Source organism: Micromonospora sp. GCM10011542 (assembly GCF_042650685.1).
Taxonomy (GTDB): domain Bacteria; phylum Actinomycetota; class Actinomycetes; order Mycobacteriales; family Micromonosporaceae; genus Micromonospora.
In genome coordinates, this window is sequence record NZ_JBHSBO010000016.1 from 139,916 (window position 1) to 155,496 (window position 15,581).

Sequence of the window (15,581 nt, forward strand, 5' to 3'; positions counted from 1 at the left end):
GGTCGCGAGGGCGGGTCGGCGGGTTGCGGCGGGGTCGGTCGGCGTGCCGGGCGGCCGGGGTGATCAAGGTCATTGGTCCCGGGCGCATTCGGGCCACCTGACCCTGCCGATTCGTCTACGACGAGCAGTAGTATTTACTACGTCTCGTAGTATGAGCAGCTGGGGGTTTCAGGTGGACGCGTTGGACGTCGCCCGGTGGCAGTTCGGTGTCACCACCGTCTACCACTTTCTCTTCGTACCGCTGACCATCGGCCTGTCCGTGCTGGTGGCCATCCTGCAGACGCTGTGGCACCGCACCGGCAACGAGCGCTACCTCAAGCTCACCAAGTTCTACGGCAAGCTGTTCCTGATCAACTTTGCCATGGGTGTGGTCACCGGCATCGTGCAGGAGTTCCAGTTCGGCATGAACTGGAGCGACTACTCCCGCTTCGTCGGGGACATCTTCGGCGCGCCCCTGGCCATCGAGGCGTTGGTCGCGTTCTTCCTCGAGTCGACCTTCATCGGCCTGTGGATCTTCGGCTGGGACCGGCTGCCCAAGCGGGCGCACCTGGCCAGCATCTGGGCCGCCGCGATCGGCACCAACCTCAGCGCCTACTTCATCCTCGCCGCGAACTCCTTCATGCAGAACCCGGTCGGCTACCGGATCAACCCGGACACCGGTCGCGCCGAGCTGACCGACTTCCCGGCCGTGCTGACCAACAAGGTCGCCCTGGTCACCTTCCCGCACACCCTGGCCGGCTCGTTCCTGGTCGCCGGGTCGCTGATCGTGGCCGTCGGCCTGTGGCACGTGATCCGCAACCGCGACTCGGCCGACACCGGCGCCTACCGCTTCGCCACGAAGTTCGGCTCCTGGGTCGTCCTGGTCGCCTCCGCCGCCGTGCTGTTCACCGGCGACATCCAGGGCAAGATCATGACGGACGTGCAGCCGATGAAGATGGCCGCCGCCGAGGGTCTCTACACCACCGAGAGCCCGGCGTCGTTCTCCGTGCTCACCGTCGGCAGCCTGGACGGCAGCCGCGAGGTGTTCGCCATCAAGATCCCGTACCTGCTGTCGTTCCTCGGCACCGGCGACCCCCACGGCACCGTGCAGGGCATCAACGACCTGCAGGCCCAGTACGCCACCCAGTACGGCGCCGGCAACTACGCCCCGATCATCCCGGTCACCTACTGGAGCTTCCGCTTCATGATCGCCTTCGGGATGGCCGCCGCCGCGATCGCCCTGCTGGTGCTCTGGAGCCAGCGCAAGGGCCGCACGCCCACCAGCAAGTGGCTGCTGCGCGTCGGGCTGGCCATGCCGGTGCTGCCACTGCTGGCCAACTCCTTCGGCTGGATCTTCACCGAGATGGGCCGCCAGCCGTGGATCGTCTTCGGCGAGATGCTCACCCGCAACGGCGTGTCCCGCAGCGTCTCGCTGGCCGAGGTGCTCACCTCGTTCACCGCCTTCACGCTCATCTACGCCACCCTCGCCGTGATCGAGGTCAAGCTGCTGCTGCGCTACGCCAAGGCCGGCGTGCCCGACGTCAGCGAAGAGCACCCCATCGACGACACCCACGACGACGCCGAGCGTCCGCTCGCCTTCGCCTACTGATCACCGGAGCCTGCCGTGGACCTCACCACCATCTGGTTTCTCCTCATCGCCGTCCTGTTCACCGGCTACTTCATCCTGGAGGGCTTCGACTTCGGCGTCGGCATGCTGCTGCCCGTGCTCGGCCGCGACGACCGCGAGCGCCGCGTCCTGATCAACACCATCGGCCCGGTGTGGGACGGCAACGAGGTGTGGCTGATCACCGCCGGCGGCGCCATGTTCGCCGCCTTCCCCGAGTGGTACGCCACCCTCTTCTCCGGCTTCTACCTGCCGCTGCTGCTGATCCTGCTGGCGCTCATCATCCGCGGGGTGGCCTTCGAATACCGGCACAAGCGCCCGGAGGAATCCTGGAAGCGCCGCTGGGACACGGCGATCATCGTCGGCTCGGTCGTGCCGGCGATCCTGTGGGGCGTCGCGTTCGCCAACATCCTGCGCGGCGTGCCGCTCGACGGCGACCACGAGTACGTCGGCGGCCTGCTCGACCTGCTCAACCCGTACGCCCTGCTCGGCGGCGCGACCACCCTCGCGCTGTTCGCGACCCACGGCGCGGTGTTCCTGGCCCTGAAGACCACCGGCGACATCCGTGCACGCGCCGGCGCCCTCGCGGTGCGCCTCGGCGTCGGCGCCGCCGTGCTGGCGGTGGCGTTCCTGACCTGGACGCTGACCATCCGCTCCAGCGCGGCCGCCGTGGTGCTCGCCGTCGCTGCGGCGCTCGCGCTGCTCGGTGGCCTCGCCGCCGCCCGGGCCCGCCGGGAGGGCTGGGCGTTCACCGGCACCGCCGTGGCGATCGGTCTCGCGGTGGCCACCCTGTTCGCCGCGCTGTTCCCGAACGTGCTGCCGTCGACCCTGGACGCGGCTGGCACGCTGACCGCCACCAACGCCGCCTCCACCCCGTACACCTTGAAGATCATGACCTGGGTGGCGGTGATCTTCACCCCGGTCGTGCTGGGCTACCAGGGCTGGACGTACTGGGTGTTCCGCAAGCGCATCGGCGTGGCCAACATCCCGCAGCACTGACCGGCGCGGGGTGCGGGGCCCGGGAGGGCTCCGCACCCCGCGCTTATTCGGCGGCCGGCGAAGATCCATCCCGCTATCGTGTGCCGATGCCCACCACCGTGCGTGAACTCACCGCCGACGACCTCACCCCGGCGTGGGATCTGGGCCGCCTCGCCTTCGGCTCCGACCCGCAACCACCCCCGCACGCCAACCGCGTGGTGCCGGGCATGGCCCGCTACGGCGCGTTCGACGACACCGGCCGGCTCGTCGGCAAGGCCGTCGACCTGCACCACGAGCAGTGGTGGTCGGGCCGAGCGGTGCCCGCCGCCGACGTCGCGGGCGTGGCCGTCGCCCCCGAGGCACGCGGCCGCGGTGTGGCCCGCGCCCTGCTCACCGCCCTGCTACGCGGCGCCCACGAGCGCGGCGCGGCCGTCAGCGCGCTCTATCCGACCGTCAGCGCCCCCTACCGGGCCTGCGGCTGGGAGGCCGCCGGCGTCCTGCGTACCGTCGACCTGGCCACCGCGGCGCTGCCCCGCCACCGGCCCGACCCCCGGTTGACCGTGCGCGCCGGTACGCCCGCCGACCTGCCCGCCGTCACCGCCCTCTACGAGCGCGTCGCCCGACACCGCAACGGCATGCTCACCCGCCGAGGCTCGCTGTTCGACTTCTACGCCGCCGACGGGGGCCTGCCCGAGGACGGGCTCACCCTCGTCGAAGCCGCCGGTGACCTGGTCGGCTACGCCAGCTGGACACGCGGGCGCGGCTACGGCGCCGACTCGGTGCTCACCGTCCCCGACGCCCTGGCCGTCACCGCCGAGGCGGCCCGGGAACTCGTCGGCGTGCTGGGCAGTTGGGCCAGCGTCGCCCCGACCCTGCGGCTGTGCCCGCTCGACGGCGACGCGGTGGGCGTGCACCTGCCGCTGGAGGCGGTCCGCGAGCACGAGCGTGACCTGTGGATGCACCGGCCCGTCGACGTGGCCCGGGCGGTGAGCGCGCGCGGCTGGCCCGCGCACACCCGCGGCAGTGTCGACTTCACCCTCACCGACCCGCTGGCCGAATGGAACACCGGCACCTGGCGGCTGACCGTGTCCGACGGCGCGGCCGAGCTGACCCGGATCACCGGCGAGGCGGCCCTGCGGCTGAGCGTGCGTGGCTTCGCCCTGCTGTACAGCGGCGCCGCCAGCGCCCGCTCGGTCGCCCAGGCCGGCCTGCTGCACGGCGACCGCGTCGACGCCCTGGACCTGCTGGGCGCCGGCGGGCCGGCGCACCTGCTCGACTACTTCTGACCGGTCGACCCACGGACGCGCTCACCGGCCGGCGGGCTTCTTGACCAACTCGATCTGCCTGATGTCGGGGTATCCCGGCCACCGGGTAACCCCGACATCATGGAAACCGAGTTGATCTGTCTCCGCGCGACCCGACACGGCCTCGTTACGCCGGGGTGGATGCGAGTTCGGCGTCGGCGCGCTGGGTGACCAGGTTCAGCACGCGCGCCGCGGTGCCCATTTCGTCGGCGGGGATGTCCGCGTACAGCCGAGCGGTGAGGGTGGCGACGGCGTCGCGGATGCGACCCTGCACCGCCCGACCGGCCTCGGTGAGCCGCACCTGCGGCCGTTCGCCAGCCGCCACAGGGCCGGCCACCTGGTTCCCCGCGTCGCTCGCGGTCGCGAGGTCGGCGGCGACGAGTCGGGCGAGCACCGCGTGTGCCGCCGAGTCGTCGATCTTCAAGGTGCTGGTCATCCCGCGTACGAGCCGCGCGCGGTCGACGGCGCCGTCGGCGAGGACGTTGAGCGCGGCCACCTGCGGGAAGTCGACGCCGAGGGGTGCGACAGCGCGTTCGAGCAGGGCCCGGGTGGCGTAGTGGGCGCGGCCGATGACCTGGCCGTTGAGGTTCGGAACGGTGGACATGACGCCTCCTCTGGATAACGTTGGCCTGGCCAACGTTGGCGACGCCAACGTAACATGGATCGTGGGTCGAGCCAACGATTTCTGGTAGGCTGCGCCCCATGGAGTCCAGCGCCCCGCAGTCACCCGCCGGGCTGCGTACCACCCCGAGCTGGCTGCTCACCCAGACTGCGAGCCACGCCGCCCGCCTGATCGGCGAGGGCTTCGCCGCTCACGACCTGCGCGGCTACCACTACCGGCTACTCGCCGCCCTGGCCGAGCTCGGCCCGGCCAGCCAGGCCGAGCTGGGCCGTCGTTGCGGCATCGACCGCAGTGACGTCGTGCAGGCCCTCAACGACCTGGCCGACCGGGGGTTCGTCGTGCGCGCCCCGGACCCGGCCGACCGCCGCCGCAACGTCGTCAGCCTCACCGCCCCCGGCCGCGCCCAGCTGCGCCGGATGGGGGAGACCCTGGACCGCGTGCAGAGCAACCTGCTCGCTCCACTGTCCACCGCCGAACGCGACGAGCTGACCCGCCTGCTCATCCGCCTGCTCGACCACCACACCGCGACGCGCTGACCGGCGCCCCCGCCCGGCCCGCCTTGATCGACACGACCTCCATGAAGTCGGGGTGTCCCGGTCGCCGGGACGCCCCGACTTCATGCAAACGGAGTCGATCAACGTGCCGCCGCGCCGGTCAGCGCGCGTCGCGCAGCTCCGCCAGCCGCGCCTCGATCTCGGCCAGCTCCGCGCGCAGCTTCTCGGCCTGCTGCTCGGCCTCGGCACGCTCGGAGGACAGGATCTGCTCCACGGCCTCCTGCACCCCCGGAACGTCAACCAGCGCCACCATCCTCAGCGCCTCCGCGGGCTTCACCACGTACGGCTTCGCGAGCGCCTTGCTGCCCTGCTGCGCCGCGACCGTCCACTCGCCCTCGGCGTACGCCAGCGTCACCGTCAGCCCGGCCGGGCCCTTGGGCTTGGCCGCCTTCACCGCCCGCCGCGCCGGCGCCTTCTCCACCTGCTCCACCTTCGGCTCCTCCCGTCGCGGCGCCGGCACCCGCGGCGTGTCCAACACGAACTCCGGCTCCACCGCCGCCGGCGGCTCCGGTGCCGGCTCGGGCTTCGGCTCGGTCACCCGACGACCGGCGCCCTTGGGCGCGACCGCCAGGTCGGCGGGGGAGAACGGCAACTCGTCGCGGCCGAAGCGCACCACCACGAACTCGTCCGACGCCTCCGGGTCGGTCAGCTCCACCACCTGACCGACCTGGCCGGCGATCTGCCCCGCCGAGGCGGTGAACACCACCCTGGGCCGGCGACCCGCCGCCAACGCCTCGCGGATGCTCTGCACCTCGTCAGTGGACAAACCCTGGCCGGCATCCATCGCAACCCTCTTCCGTACACCTGTTTGATTGCTGAATTGATACCAGCCGGCTGCGACACCCACCGAACGGGGTACGGGCCCGCTCAGCCGCCCAACGCCCGCAACGCCCGGTCGGCGTGGTCGTTCATGCTGACCTCACTGTGGATCACCTCGACGATCCGCCCGTCCTGGCCGATCACGAACGTCATCCGCTTCGTGCTCAGCGGCCCCAGCGGCAGCCGCCGACGCACCCCGAACCGGTCCGCCACCGCACCGTCCGGATCCGACAGCAACGGATAGTCGAACCCGTGCAGCCGGGAGAACTCCGCCTGCTTCGCCACCGGATCGCGGCTGATGCCGACCCGGGACGCGCCCACCGCCGCGAACTCCGCCGCGAGGTCGCGGAAGTGACAACTCTCGGCCGTGCACCCGCGGGTCATCGCCGCCGGGTAGAAGAACAGCACCACCGGCCCGGTCGCCAGGAACTCCGACAGCCGCCGCGGCGTGCCCGTCTCATCCGGCAGTTCGAAGTCCCGCACCACGTCCCCGACGCCCACACCCGCCACCGCGCACCTCCGTTTATCGTCGTCCGACGAGCCGTGAGCGTAAGCGATCAGTCCCAGAGCGCGGCCACCTCGTCGGCGACCCCCGCGGCCTGCGCCCGCCCCGCCCGCGCCGCACCGGCCCGCCGGGCCGGATCCAGCACGTTACGGCCGATCGCCGCGCGCGCCGCCGCGTCCGGCGACACCACCACCACCGTCGCCCCACCCGCCCGCAACGCCGCCACCTGCGCCGCCAACCGTGGCATCGGCCCGAACGCCGCCGTCGTCGGCGCCACCACCAGCACCCGCCGTGCGCCCGCCGCAAGGTCCGCGTTCACCGCCGAGCGCATTCCACCATCGACGTAGCGGCGCTCGCCGATGGTCACCGGCGGCCACACCCCGGGCACCGCGCAGCTCGCACCGACCGCGTCCACCAGCGACACCCCGCTGTCGGCGTCGAACACCACGAACTCACCGGAGGACGCCTCGACCGCCGTCACCAGCAGCCGCCGCGCCGGCCACTCCCGCGCCGGCAATCGGGCCTCGATCACCGCCCGCCGCGACGCCTCCGACGGGGTACGCGCCGCCACCGCCATCGCCCCCACCCGAGCGCGCGCCCGCACCGGGTCGCGGGAACGCCCACCCGCCCACACCAACCGGGCCACCGCCACGAACCCCAGCCGCGCCGGCACCTCACCCGACGGCGGCGCCAACTGCGCCTCGTACAGCTGCTCCAGCGGCACCCCCGAGCACACCTGCGCGCCCACCACCGAGCCCGCCGACGTGCCGACGACCAGGTCCGCGTCGGTCACCGGCACACCCTGCTCCGCCAGCCCCGCCAGCAGCCCCAACTCCCAGGCCACCCCGGTCACCCCGCCACCACCGAGCACCAGCGCCCGCTCCATGTGACCCTCCTCCTCCGACATCGACACGCGTCGGTCACGGTAGCGTCGGCGCGGCCGCAACGCAGCGTCGCCGCAGGCGACCCGGGCAGGGGAGAGGCACCTTGACACCCGTCACCGTCATCACCGGGGGTGGCCGCGGCATCGGCGCGGCCACCGCGCGCCGCCTCGCCCGCGCCGGACACCACATCGCCCTGTGCTACCGGCGGGACCACGACGCCGCGAACGCCGTCCTGGCCGACCTGCACGCAACGGGCCGTCAGGCCATCGCGGTACCCGCCGACACCACCGACCCCGACCAGGTGGTCGCCCTGTTCGACGCCGCCGCCCAGCTCGGACCGCTCACCGGCCTGGTCAACAACGCCGGCGTCACCAGCCCGATCGGCCCCTTCACCGAGCTGCGCGTCGACGACCTGCGCCGGGTCGTCGACGTCAACCTCATCGGGTACGTCCTCTGCGCCCAGCAGGCCGCCCGCCGGATGAGCGCCGGCGGCGCCATCGTCAACGTCTCCTCCGCCGCGGCCACCCTCGGCAGCCCCGGCGAGTACGTCCACTACGCCGCCGTGAAGGCCGCCACCGACACCCTCACCGTCGGCCTGGCCAAGGAACTCGCCCCGCGCGGCATCCGGGTCAACGCCGTCGCCCCCGGCATCGTGCGCACCGACATCCACGCCGACTCCGGCGTACCCGACCGCGCCGACACCGCCGCCGGGCGCATCCCGCTGGGCCGCGCCGGCGAACCCGACGAGGTCGCCGGCGCCATCGCGTGGCTGCTGGGCCCGGACGCCTCGTACACCACCGGCGCGGTGCTGCGCGTCTCCGGCGGCCTCTGACCCCGCCCGCCACCGGGACGGGCACACCGGGCACCGCCCTGGCCGCCGCGGTGCCGGTCGAGCTGCCCCAGATCTGGGGCAGCTCGACCGGCACGCAGCCTCTTGTTCCAACCGACCCCGGTGACTTGCGGCGTTGCAGGACAGCGACGGTCGGGTGCGCCCTGGGCGAGAAGGGTGGGCGCTGCCTGTTCCGAGCCTGTCAGCTGGTGAACAGCTTCGCCGCCGTGATCGCCGTCTGCGCCACCCCGTAACCGAGCAGCACGGCCACCACCAACCATGAGATCCACAACCGGGCCTGCTGCCCGCCGCCGTCGCTCATCGCGTGCCGCTCCTCTCCGCCGCCACCGACTCCGTACCCGTATCGCCGTTGCGGCCGCCGGCCGGCTCGTGGAACCGCTCCGGCACCGGCCGGATCAGCAGGTTCGCCACGAAGCCCACGGCCAGCACCCCGACCATGGTGAACAGCGCCGGCCGGTACGCCGCCGCCGTCAACGTGCCGGGTTTGCCCTCGGCGTCGAGGAACCCGTTGACGATCAGCGGACCCACGATCCCCGCCGCCGACCACGCGGTCAGCAGCCGACCGTGGATCGCGCCCACCTCGAACGTGCCGAACAGGTCCCGCAGGTACGCCGGCACCGTGGCGAATCCGCCGCCGTAGAACGACAGGATCACGCACGCCAGCAGCACGAACAGTGCCGTCGCGGTCTGCCCGACCAGGGCCAGCAGCGCGTACAGCACCATACCCACACCCAGGTACACCAGGTAGATCGGCTTACGCCCGATCAGGTCCGACGTCGACGACCACGCGAACCGGCCGGCCATGTTGAACAGCGAGAGCAAGCCGACGAAGCCGCCGGCCGCCGCCACCGACACCGCCGAGGTGCCGTTGTCCCGGAAGAAGTCCTGGATCATCGGGCTGGCCTGCTCCAGGATGCCGATGCCCGCCGTGACGTTGCAGAACAGCACCACCCACAGCAGCCAGAACGAGCGGGTCCGCACCGCGTTCGCCGCCGACACGTTCGCCGTGGTGACCAGCGGCTTCGACGCCACCGTCGCGGGATCGAACCCGGCCGGACGCCAATCCGGGGCGGGCACCCGCACGTTCACCACCCCGAACATCATGATCACGAAGTAGCCCAGCCCGAGCGTCACGAACAACCACACCAGCGCGCTGCCCGACGCCGTCGATCCGGCGTTGGCCGGGTCGTAGCCGGGGTCGTAGAACGACAGCAGCTGCCGCGACAGGGGAGAGGCCACCATCGCACCGCCCCCGAATCCCATGATCGCCAACCCGGTGGCCAGGCCCGGCCGGTCCGGGAACCACTTGATCAACGTGGAGACGGGAGAGATGTACCCGATGCCCAGGCCGATGCCGCCCAGCAGCCCGTAGCCCAGGTACAGCAGCCACAACTGCTTCGTGGCGATGCCCAGCGAGCCCACCAGGAAGCCCGCGGCCCAAAAGCAGGCCGAGACGAACATCGCCTTACGCGGCCCGTTCGCCTCCACCCATGTTCCGGCGACCGCCGCCGACAACCCCAGCATCACGATCGCGATGCTGAAGATCACTCCGATCGCCGTCTGACTGGCGTCGAAGTGGGCGATCAACGAGTTCTTGTAGACGCTTGTCGCGTAGACCTGACCGATGCACAGATGGATGGCCAGCGCCGCCGGCGGGATCAGCCAGCGGCTGTAACCCGGCGGCGCAACGGTGTGGTGACGATCGAGCGCGGAAAGCATGGCGTGCTCCCTCTGGCGATGTTGCGGGAAAGCTTCCCCGCCTCATGCCCCCGCCCACCACCGGCGGCAAACCCGATCAGCGCCGGACGGTCGCTGTGCTGAGCCGAACGGTCGCTCCCGTCGCCCATACGACGAGAAACCCGCCGCCGCGTCGCGCGAGAGCTGATCAGCGTTCGCGCGGGCGCTGATCAGCGTCGCGGTGCTCCCGGCACCGATGCCGGGCCGTCCGTTACCGCAGGGCCGGGGGGTGCCAGCCACCGGCGAGCGCGACCGCGTCGGCCGGCCCCCAGCTGCCCTTGTCGTACGTCTGGATGTGCCCGGGCAGGTCCAGGATCGGCTCGACGATGCGCCACTCCTGCTGGATCGTGTCCTTGCGGGCGAACCGCAACTGCTGGCCGTCCATCGCGTCGTCGAGCAGGCGCTCGTACGCCTCCTGACGGTGACCGAGGGCCGCACCGAAGTCGACCGACAGGTCCACCGGACGGCTCGCCACCTCCACCCCGGGTGTCTTCGCCTGGATCGACATCGTGATGCCGTCTCCACGCCCCAGCCGGAAGCGCAGCAGGTTCGCCGCCGTCCGCGTGCCGTCCTCGGCCCGGATGAGGGCCTGCCTCGGCTGCTTGAACTCGACGACGACCTCGGTGGCCGTCCCGGGCATGAACTTGCCGGTGCGCAGGTAGAAGGGCACCCCCGCCCAGCGCTTCGAGTTGACGTTCAGCCGGGTGGCGACGAACGTCTCGGTCTCCGAGCCCGGCGCGACACCGGGCTCGTCGCGGTAACCGGCGTACTGTCCCCGCACGGTCGTCTCCGGCGAGAGCGGCTCGATGTGCCGCAGCACCGCGACCTCCTCGTCGTGGAACGCCTCGGCGTCACCGGTGACCGGCGGTTCCATGGCGATCAGGGCCACGACCTGCAGCATGTGGTTCTGCAGGACGTCGCGGGTGGCGCCCACCGTGTCGTAGAAGCCGGCGCGGCCCTGGGTGCCGAAGGCCTCGGCGAGCGTGATCTGGATGTTGTCGATGTGCTCGCTGTTCCACAGCGGCTCGAACAGCCGGTTGGCGAACCGGAAGGCGTAGAGGCTCTCGACGGACTCCTTGCCCAGGTAGTGGTCGATCCGGAAGATGCGCTCCGGGTCGAAGGCCGCTCGCAGGGTGCGGTCCAGCTCGTGCGAGGAGCGCAGGTCCCGGCCGAACGGCTTCTCCACGATCACCCGACCGCGGGCGGCCAGGCCGACCGTCGCCAGGCCGTCGATGACGGAGCCGAAGACCGCGGGCGGGATCGCCAGGTAGAAGACGGGACGCTCGGCGCCCCGCAGGCGCTCGGCCAGCCGCTGGTAGGTGGTGGGGTCGGCGTAGTCGCCGGAGATCATCGAGAGGTTGCCCGCGAGCGCGTCGAAGGTCTCGTCGTCGATCTCGTCGTTCGCCTCGGCCACCGACTTGCGGGCGGTGGTGACCAGTTGCTGGTCGTCCCAGGGCGAGCGGGCCACCCCGATCACCGGGACGTCGAGGCGGTTGCGCCGGGTCAGCTCGTAGAGGGCGGGAAACAGCTTCTTCGAGACGAGGTCGCCCGTCACGCCGAACAGCACTACCGCGTCCGATCGCTGGTGCATGGCACTTCCATCCGATCCTGTGACCTGATCTTCCGTTCGGGGAACCGCCCGCTGCGCCCCGCAATTCCCCCCGGACGGGCCAGCGTGAGAACGGCGACAGGACCCCGTGGGGCCGGGACCCGGGACCTGACCGAGGTATGCCACCCCGTCCGGCCGGGTAGGCACCCGCGTGCAAAGCGGACGCATCGGTGAGCACGGTTTCCTGGCCGACGGTCGCAGCGCGGCCCTGGTGGACCGCGCCGGATCGGTGAACTGGTGGTGCCCGCTGCGCTTCGACGGCCCGTCCGTCTTCGGACGGCTGCTCGACGACGACGCCGGGCACTGGTCGATCCACCCCGACGACGAGTTCACCTCGAAACGGTCATATCTGGACGACGCTCTCGTCCTGCGTACCGTCTTCACCACCCGGGGCGGCAGCGTCGCGCTGACCGACGCCCTCGCGCTGGAGCCCGGCGCGCGCGGCCACGAGATCGGCCTGCGCTCACCGCGGGTGCTCAGCCGCGTGATCGAGGGGCTCTCCGGTGAGGTGCCGGTGCGGCTGGACTACCGGCCGAGGTTCGAGTACGGGCGGGTCACCGCGTACCTGACCGGACACGACGGCCACATCGACGCGACCGCCGGCGCCTGCCGGCTCAGCCTGCGCGGCGACGTCCCGCTGGTGGGCGCGCGCGGTGACGCCACCGCGACCTTCACCGTGCGGGCCGGCGACACCTACGGCTTCACCCTCGGGCACGCGCCGACCTACGACTCCGACCCACCCGCGCTGCCCGACGCCGAGCAGGTGGTGGCCAACGCCGTCGCGGGGTGGCGTTCCTGGGCCGACCTGCACCGGGACCAGTACCGCGGCCTGTACCGCCACGAGGTGCGGCACAGCGCCATCATCCTGCAGGGGATGACCTACCGACCCAGCGGCGCGATCGTCGCCGCCGCGACCACCTCGCTGCCGGAGCAGCTGGGTGGGGACCGCAACTACGACTACCGCTACGTCTGGGTGCGCGACTTCAGCTTCACCCTCCAGTCGCTCTGGCGGGCGGCCTGCCCCGACGAGGCCAACCGGCAGTTCGCCTGGGTCGCCCGCGCGATGGGGGACATCGGCGACGAACAGGTTCCGATCATGTACGGGGTGCAGGGGGAGCGTGACCTCACCGAGCACCGACTCGGCCACCTCTCCGGCTACGCCGACAGCGGACCGGTCCTCGTCGGCAACGACGCCTGGAAGCAGCGGCAGTCCGACGTGCTCGGCGAGATCCTCGACGCCGCCTGGCTGATGCGTCACTACCTCGACCCGATGGCGCCCGACGTGCACCACCTGCTGCGGGCCCTCGCGGAGCAGGCGGCGCGCCACTGGGAGCGCCCGGACGCCGGCATGTGGGAGGCCCGCGACGCCGAACGGCACTACGTCTCGTCGAAGCTGCAGTGCTGGACGGCGCTGGATCGGGCCGTCCGCTTCGGCTCCCGCCTCGGCTGCCGGGCCGACGTGGCCCGCTGGGCCGCCGTCCGGGACGAGATCCGCGAGGCCATCCTGACCCGGGGCTGGCACGAGCGGCTCGGCACGTTCACCGGGGCGTTCGACTCCGACCACCTGGACGCCTCGGTCCTGATGATGCCGCTTGTCGACTTCCTGCCGGCCGACGACCCACGGATGCGCTCCACCATGAGCGTCATCGAGCGCGAGCTGTCCCACGACGGGCTGCTGCGCCGCTGGGACGGCGACCCGGCTGGCTTCGTCATCTGCTCGTTCTGGCTGGTCAGCTGCCTGGCGCTGGCCGGCGAGGTGGACCGGGCCGACCAGCTGTTCCGCCAGCTCACCGCCCGGGTCAACGACCTGGGGCTCTACGCCGAGCAGATCGACCAGGTCACCGGGGAGCACCTGGGCAACTTCCCGCAGGCCTTCTCGCACATCGGGCTGATCAACGCCGCCGGCTGGCTCACCGAGGCCGCCGAGCGGCGCGCCGCCGCGGGCCAGCCGCGACAACCCGTGCCGGCCGGCACGGGACGGACGGAGGGAGCACGCTGATGACTGGACGCCTCGAAGGACGAACCGCCCTGATCACCGGCTCGGACTCGGGCATCGGGCAGGCCACCGCCATCGAGTTCGGCCGCGAGGGCGCCGACGTGGTGGTGCACTACCTGCACGACCACGCCGGCGCCAACCACACCAGGGCCAAGGTCGAGGAGGCCGGCCGGCGGGCCGTCGTGGTGCAGGGTGACATCAGCGTCGAGCACCAGGTCGAGGCGATGTTCGACGAGGCGGTGGCGGCGTTCGGCACGCTGGACATCCTGATGAACGACGCCGGGGTGGACGCCTCCGGCATCCCGGTCGCCGACCTGGACACCGAGACCTGGGACCGTGCCATCCGGACCAACGTCTACGGCACGTTCTTCTGCTCCCGGCGGTTCGTGCAGCACCGTCGCGACCAGGGTGGGCGCGGAAAGATCATCAACATCACCTCCATCCACCAGGAGGTCGCGCGGGCCGGCGGCGCGGACTACGACACCAGCAAGGGCGCCATGCTGGAGTTCGCCAAGAGCCTCGCCCTGGAGGTCGCCCCGATGCACATGAACGTCAACAACATCGGCCCCGGCATGGTGCTCACCCCGTTCAACCAGCGGGCCATCGACGACCCGAAGTACCTCGAGGAGCAGGTGCAGAGCATCCCCTGGAAGCGCGCCGCCGAACCGCAGGAGATCGCGAAGCTCGCCGTCTTCCTGGCCAGCGACGACGCCGACTACGTGACCGGCTCGACGTACTTCATGGACGGCGGCCTGATGCAGAACCAGGGTCAGGGCGCCTGAGGACAGCTCGATCACCGCGCCACCGTCCGGGCGGATTTCGAGGTTTGCGCCGTTTCTGGGGATTTTGGGGCGAGCACTGGTTGAGGATGGGCGCAGGATCAGCCGAGGCCACACGAGCCCGGCACGCCGCCGCCACCGCAGGGGAGAGAAGCCGACAGCATGGACATGAGGCTCGAGTTCATCGTGCTGCCCGTCGCCGACGTGTCACGGGCCAAGGCCTTCTACACCTCACTGGGGTGGCGGGAGGACGCCGACATCGGCGAGGGCGACGCCCGGGTGGTGCAGTTGACACCGCCCCGGTCCGACTGCTCGATCATGCTCGGCCCCAGCCTCACCTCGGCCGCCCCCGGCTCGCTGGACGGCCTGTACCTGGTCGTGAACGACGTCGAGGCGGCCCGGACCGAGCTGATCGGCCACGGCGTCGACGTCAGCGAGGTCTTCCACGTCGCCGGCGGCGGGCTGCCCCTCGCCAACGGCCAGAAACGCACCCCGGGACTCGCGCCGAAGCGGGCCAGCTACTTCTCCTTCGCCTCCTTCAACGACCCCGACGGCAACGGCTGGTATCTGCAGGAGGTCACCACGCGACTCCCGGGCCGGCTGTGGTGAACACCAGACCAGCGCACCTCACGAGAGGGAAGTGCTCGTATGCCAGCGACCTATGACTCGACAGCCGACCTGGCCGCCGCACTGCGCCGGGCGGCGGCTGCCCACGGTCACTACGAGGAGGAGATCGGGCACGCCGACCCCAGGTGGCCCGACTGGTACGCGCAGTTCATGATCGACGAGAGCACCGAGCCCTCCGAGCAGACGGCGACGAAGGGCAACACCTGACGCACCGCCCGCGGTTCGGGGGACCGCCCACCCGCGACGCGACGTACGATCGCGCATGTGACCAGCCGACCCGACCCGGCGCAGCGTCTGAGCGACCTGGCGCGGTTGCGCCGGGTCCGTGACCGCATCGACCGGGAGTACGCGCAGCCCCTGGACGTCGAGGCGCTCGCCCGTGGCGTGCACATGTCGGCCGGGCACCTCAGTCGCCAGTTCCGCCTGGCCTACGGCGAGGCGCCGTACGCGTACCTGATGACCCGGCGCATCGAGCGCGCCATGGCGCTGCTGCGCCGGGGCGACCTGAGCGTCACCGAGGTCTGTTTCACGGTCGGCTGCTCGTCGCTGGGCACGTTCAGCACCCGTTTCACCGAGTTGGTCGGCGTGTCGCCCAGCGCCTACCGCCGCGACGCGACCGGCGCGACCGCCGGGATGCCGGCGTGCGTGGTCAAACAGGTGACCAGACCGATCAGGAATCAAGAAGCGCCCCGCACGGCGCCGCACCTAGCCTGA

16 protein-coding genes are annotated in these 15,581 nt (G+C 71.6%); 10 read left to right on the top strand and 6 right to left on the bottom strand.

Annotated elements, in window-relative coordinates; translation table 11 throughout:
- Nucleotides 1-172 precede the first annotated feature (172 nt).
- From ACFOW4_RS05600 to eis, 3 genes are all read left to right on the top strand, one after another.
- Nucleotides 173-1,588: a cytochrome ubiquinol oxidase subunit I gene (locus ACFOW4_RS05600; protein ID WP_377525223.1), complete on the top strand. Its 1,416-nt coding sequence runs from the start codon at nucleotides 173-175 to the stop codon at nucleotides 1,586-1,588.
- A gap of 15 nt (nucleotides 1,589-1,603) precedes the next feature.
- Complete coding sequence (gene cydB, locus ACFOW4_RS05605) at nucleotides 1,604-2,602, top strand: cytochrome d ubiquinol oxidase subunit II (protein ID WP_377525117.1); 999 nt, start codon at nucleotides 1,604-1,606, stop codon at nucleotides 2,600-2,602.
- Between the two features lie 86 nt (nucleotides 2,603-2,688).
- Nucleotides 2,689-3,867, top strand: a complete 1,179-nt coding sequence (gene eis / locus ACFOW4_RS05610) for an enhanced intracellular survival protein Eis (RefSeq protein WP_377525118.1) — start codon at nucleotides 2,689-2,691, stop codon at nucleotides 3,865-3,867.
- A 145-nt stretch (nucleotides 3,868-4,012) separates the two neighbouring features.
- Here the strand turns inward: eis and ACFOW4_RS05615 are convergent, their stop codons facing one another.
- Nucleotides 4,013-4,489: a hypothetical protein gene (locus ACFOW4_RS05615; RefSeq protein WP_377525120.1), complete on the bottom strand. Its 477-nt coding sequence runs from the start codon at nucleotides 4,487-4,489 to the stop codon at nucleotides 4,013-4,015.
- 98 nt (nucleotides 4,490-4,587) lie between these two features.
- Between ACFOW4_RS05615 and ACFOW4_RS05620 the strand changes: the two genes are divergently transcribed.
- On the top strand, nucleotides 4,588-5,043 hold the full coding sequence (locus ACFOW4_RS05620; protein WP_377525122.1) for a MarR family winged helix-turn-helix transcriptional regulator: 456 nt from the start codon (nucleotides 4,588-4,590) through the stop codon (nucleotides 5,041-5,043).
- Nucleotides 5,044-5,161: 118 nt separating this feature from the next.
- Here ACFOW4_RS05620 and ACFOW4_RS05625 read toward each other — a convergent pair whose 3' ends face one another.
- The 3 genes from ACFOW4_RS05625 to ACFOW4_RS05635 form a co-directional block, all read right to left on the bottom strand.
- Nucleotides 5,162-5,845 carry a hypothetical protein gene (locus tag ACFOW4_RS05625; RefSeq protein ID WP_377525124.1) on the bottom strand — a complete coding sequence of 228 codons (684 nt, stop codon included), beginning with the start codon at nucleotides 5,843-5,845 and terminating at the stop codon, nucleotides 5,162-5,164.
- Nucleotides 5,846-5,928: 83 nt separating this feature from the next.
- Nucleotides 5,929-6,390 carry a peroxiredoxin gene (locus ACFOW4_RS05630; RefSeq protein ID WP_377525125.1) on the bottom strand — a complete coding sequence of 154 codons (462 nt, stop codon included), beginning with the start codon at nucleotides 6,388-6,390 and terminating at the stop codon, nucleotides 5,929-5,931.
- 47 nt (nucleotides 6,391-6,437) lie between these two features.
- Entirely contained in the window at nucleotides 6,438-7,271 is an 834-nt protein-coding gene (locus ACFOW4_RS05635; RefSeq protein ID WP_377525224.1) for a patatin-like phospholipase family protein, read from the bottom strand.
- Nucleotides 7,272-7,372: 101 nt separating this feature from the next.
- Here ACFOW4_RS05635 and ACFOW4_RS05640 point away from each other — a divergent pair, with 101 nt between their 5' ends.
- Nucleotides 7,373-8,101 carry an SDR family oxidoreductase gene (locus tag ACFOW4_RS05640; RefSeq protein WP_377525127.1) on the top strand — a complete coding sequence of 243 codons (729 nt, stop codon included), beginning with the start codon at nucleotides 7,373-7,375 and terminating at the stop codon, nucleotides 8,099-8,101.
- A gap of 315 nt (nucleotides 8,102-8,416) precedes the next feature.
- Here ACFOW4_RS05640 and ACFOW4_RS05645 read toward each other — a convergent pair whose 3' ends face one another.
- Together ACFOW4_RS05645 and zwf are read right to left on the bottom strand one after the other, a co-directional pair.
- The gene (locus ACFOW4_RS05645) at nucleotides 8,417-9,838 is read right to left on the bottom strand and encodes an OFA family MFS transporter (protein WP_377525128.1); all 1,422 of its coding nucleotides are present in this window, start codon (nucleotides 9,836-9,838) and stop codon (nucleotides 8,417-8,419) included.
- Between the two features lie 229 nt (nucleotides 9,839-10,067).
- Nucleotides 10,068-11,447 (bottom strand): glucose-6-phosphate dehydrogenase, encoded by a 1,380-nt coding sequence (gene zwf / locus ACFOW4_RS05650; RefSeq protein WP_377525129.1) that lies wholly within the window; start codon nucleotides 11,445-11,447, stop codon nucleotides 10,068-10,070.
- 169 nt (nucleotides 11,448-11,616) lie between these two features.
- Between zwf and ACFOW4_RS05655 the strand changes: the two genes are divergently transcribed.
- The 5 genes from ACFOW4_RS05655 (at nucleotide 11,617) to ACFOW4_RS05675 (ending at nucleotide 15,581) form a co-directional block, all read left to right on the top strand.
- The gene (locus tag ACFOW4_RS05655) at nucleotides 11,617-13,464 is read left to right on the top strand and encodes a glycoside hydrolase family 15 protein (RefSeq protein WP_377525131.1); all 1,848 of its coding nucleotides are present in this window, start codon (nucleotides 11,617-11,619) and stop codon (nucleotides 13,462-13,464) included.
- On the top strand, nucleotides 13,464-14,243 hold the full coding sequence (locus ACFOW4_RS05660; RefSeq protein WP_377525132.1) for a glucose 1-dehydrogenase: 780 nt from the start codon (nucleotides 13,464-13,466) through the stop codon (nucleotides 14,241-14,243). Before ACFOW4_RS05655 ends, ACFOW4_RS05660 begins: the two co-directional genes overlap by 1 nt.
- A 159-nt stretch (nucleotides 14,244-14,402) precedes the next feature.
- Nucleotides 14,403-14,849 carry a VOC family protein gene (locus ACFOW4_RS05665; protein WP_377525134.1) on the top strand — a complete coding sequence of 149 codons (447 nt, stop codon included), beginning with the start codon at nucleotides 14,403-14,405 and terminating at the stop codon, nucleotides 14,847-14,849.
- Between the two features lie 39 nt (nucleotides 14,850-14,888).
- Nucleotides 14,889-15,074 (top strand): hypothetical protein, encoded by a 186-nt coding sequence (locus tag ACFOW4_RS05670; protein WP_377525135.1) that lies wholly within the window; start codon nucleotides 14,889-14,891, stop codon nucleotides 15,072-15,074.
- A gap of 57 nt (nucleotides 15,075-15,131) precedes the next feature.
- On the top strand, nucleotides 15,132-15,581 hold the full coding sequence (locus tag ACFOW4_RS05675) for a helix-turn-helix transcriptional regulator (RefSeq protein WP_377525137.1): 450 nt from the start codon (nucleotides 15,132-15,134) through the stop codon (nucleotides 15,579-15,581).

Coding starts and splice junctions, on each gene's coding strand:
- eis (WP_377525118.1), top strand. CDS start 2,689: ATGCCCACCACCGTGCGTGAACTCACCGCCGACGACCTCACCCCGGCG.
- ACFOW4_RS05615 (WP_377525120.1), bottom strand. CDS start 4,489: ATGTCCACCGTTCCGAACCTCAACGGCCAGGTCATCGGCCGCGCCCAC.
- ACFOW4_RS05620 (WP_377525122.1), top strand. CDS start 4,588: ATGGAGTCCAGCGCCCCGCAGTCACCCGCCGGGCTGCGTACCACCCCG.
- ACFOW4_RS05625 (WP_377525124.1), bottom strand. CDS start 5,845: ATGGATGCCGGCCAGGGTTTGTCCACTGACGAGGTGCAGAGCATCCGC.
- ACFOW4_RS05635 (WP_377525224.1), bottom strand. CDS start 7,271: ATGGAGCGGGCGCTGGTGCTCGGTGGTGGCGGGGTGACCGGGGTGGCC.
- ACFOW4_RS05645 (WP_377525128.1), bottom strand. CDS start 9,838: ATGCTTTCCGCGCTCGATCGTCACCACACCGTTGCGCCGCCGGGTTAC.
- zwf (WP_377525129.1), bottom strand. CDS start 11,447: ATGCACCAGCGATCGGACGCGGTAGTGCTGTTCGGCGTGACGGGCGAC.
- ACFOW4_RS05660 (WP_377525132.1), top strand. CDS start 13,464: ATGACTGGACGCCTCGAAGGACGAACCGCCCTGATCACCGGCTCGGAC.
- ACFOW4_RS05665 (WP_377525134.1), top strand. CDS start 14,403: ATGGACATGAGGCTCGAGTTCATCGTGCTGCCCGTCGCCGACGTGTCA.
- ACFOW4_RS05670 (WP_377525135.1), top strand. CDS start 14,889: ATGCCAGCGACCTATGACTCGACAGCCGACCTGGCCGCCGCACTGCGC.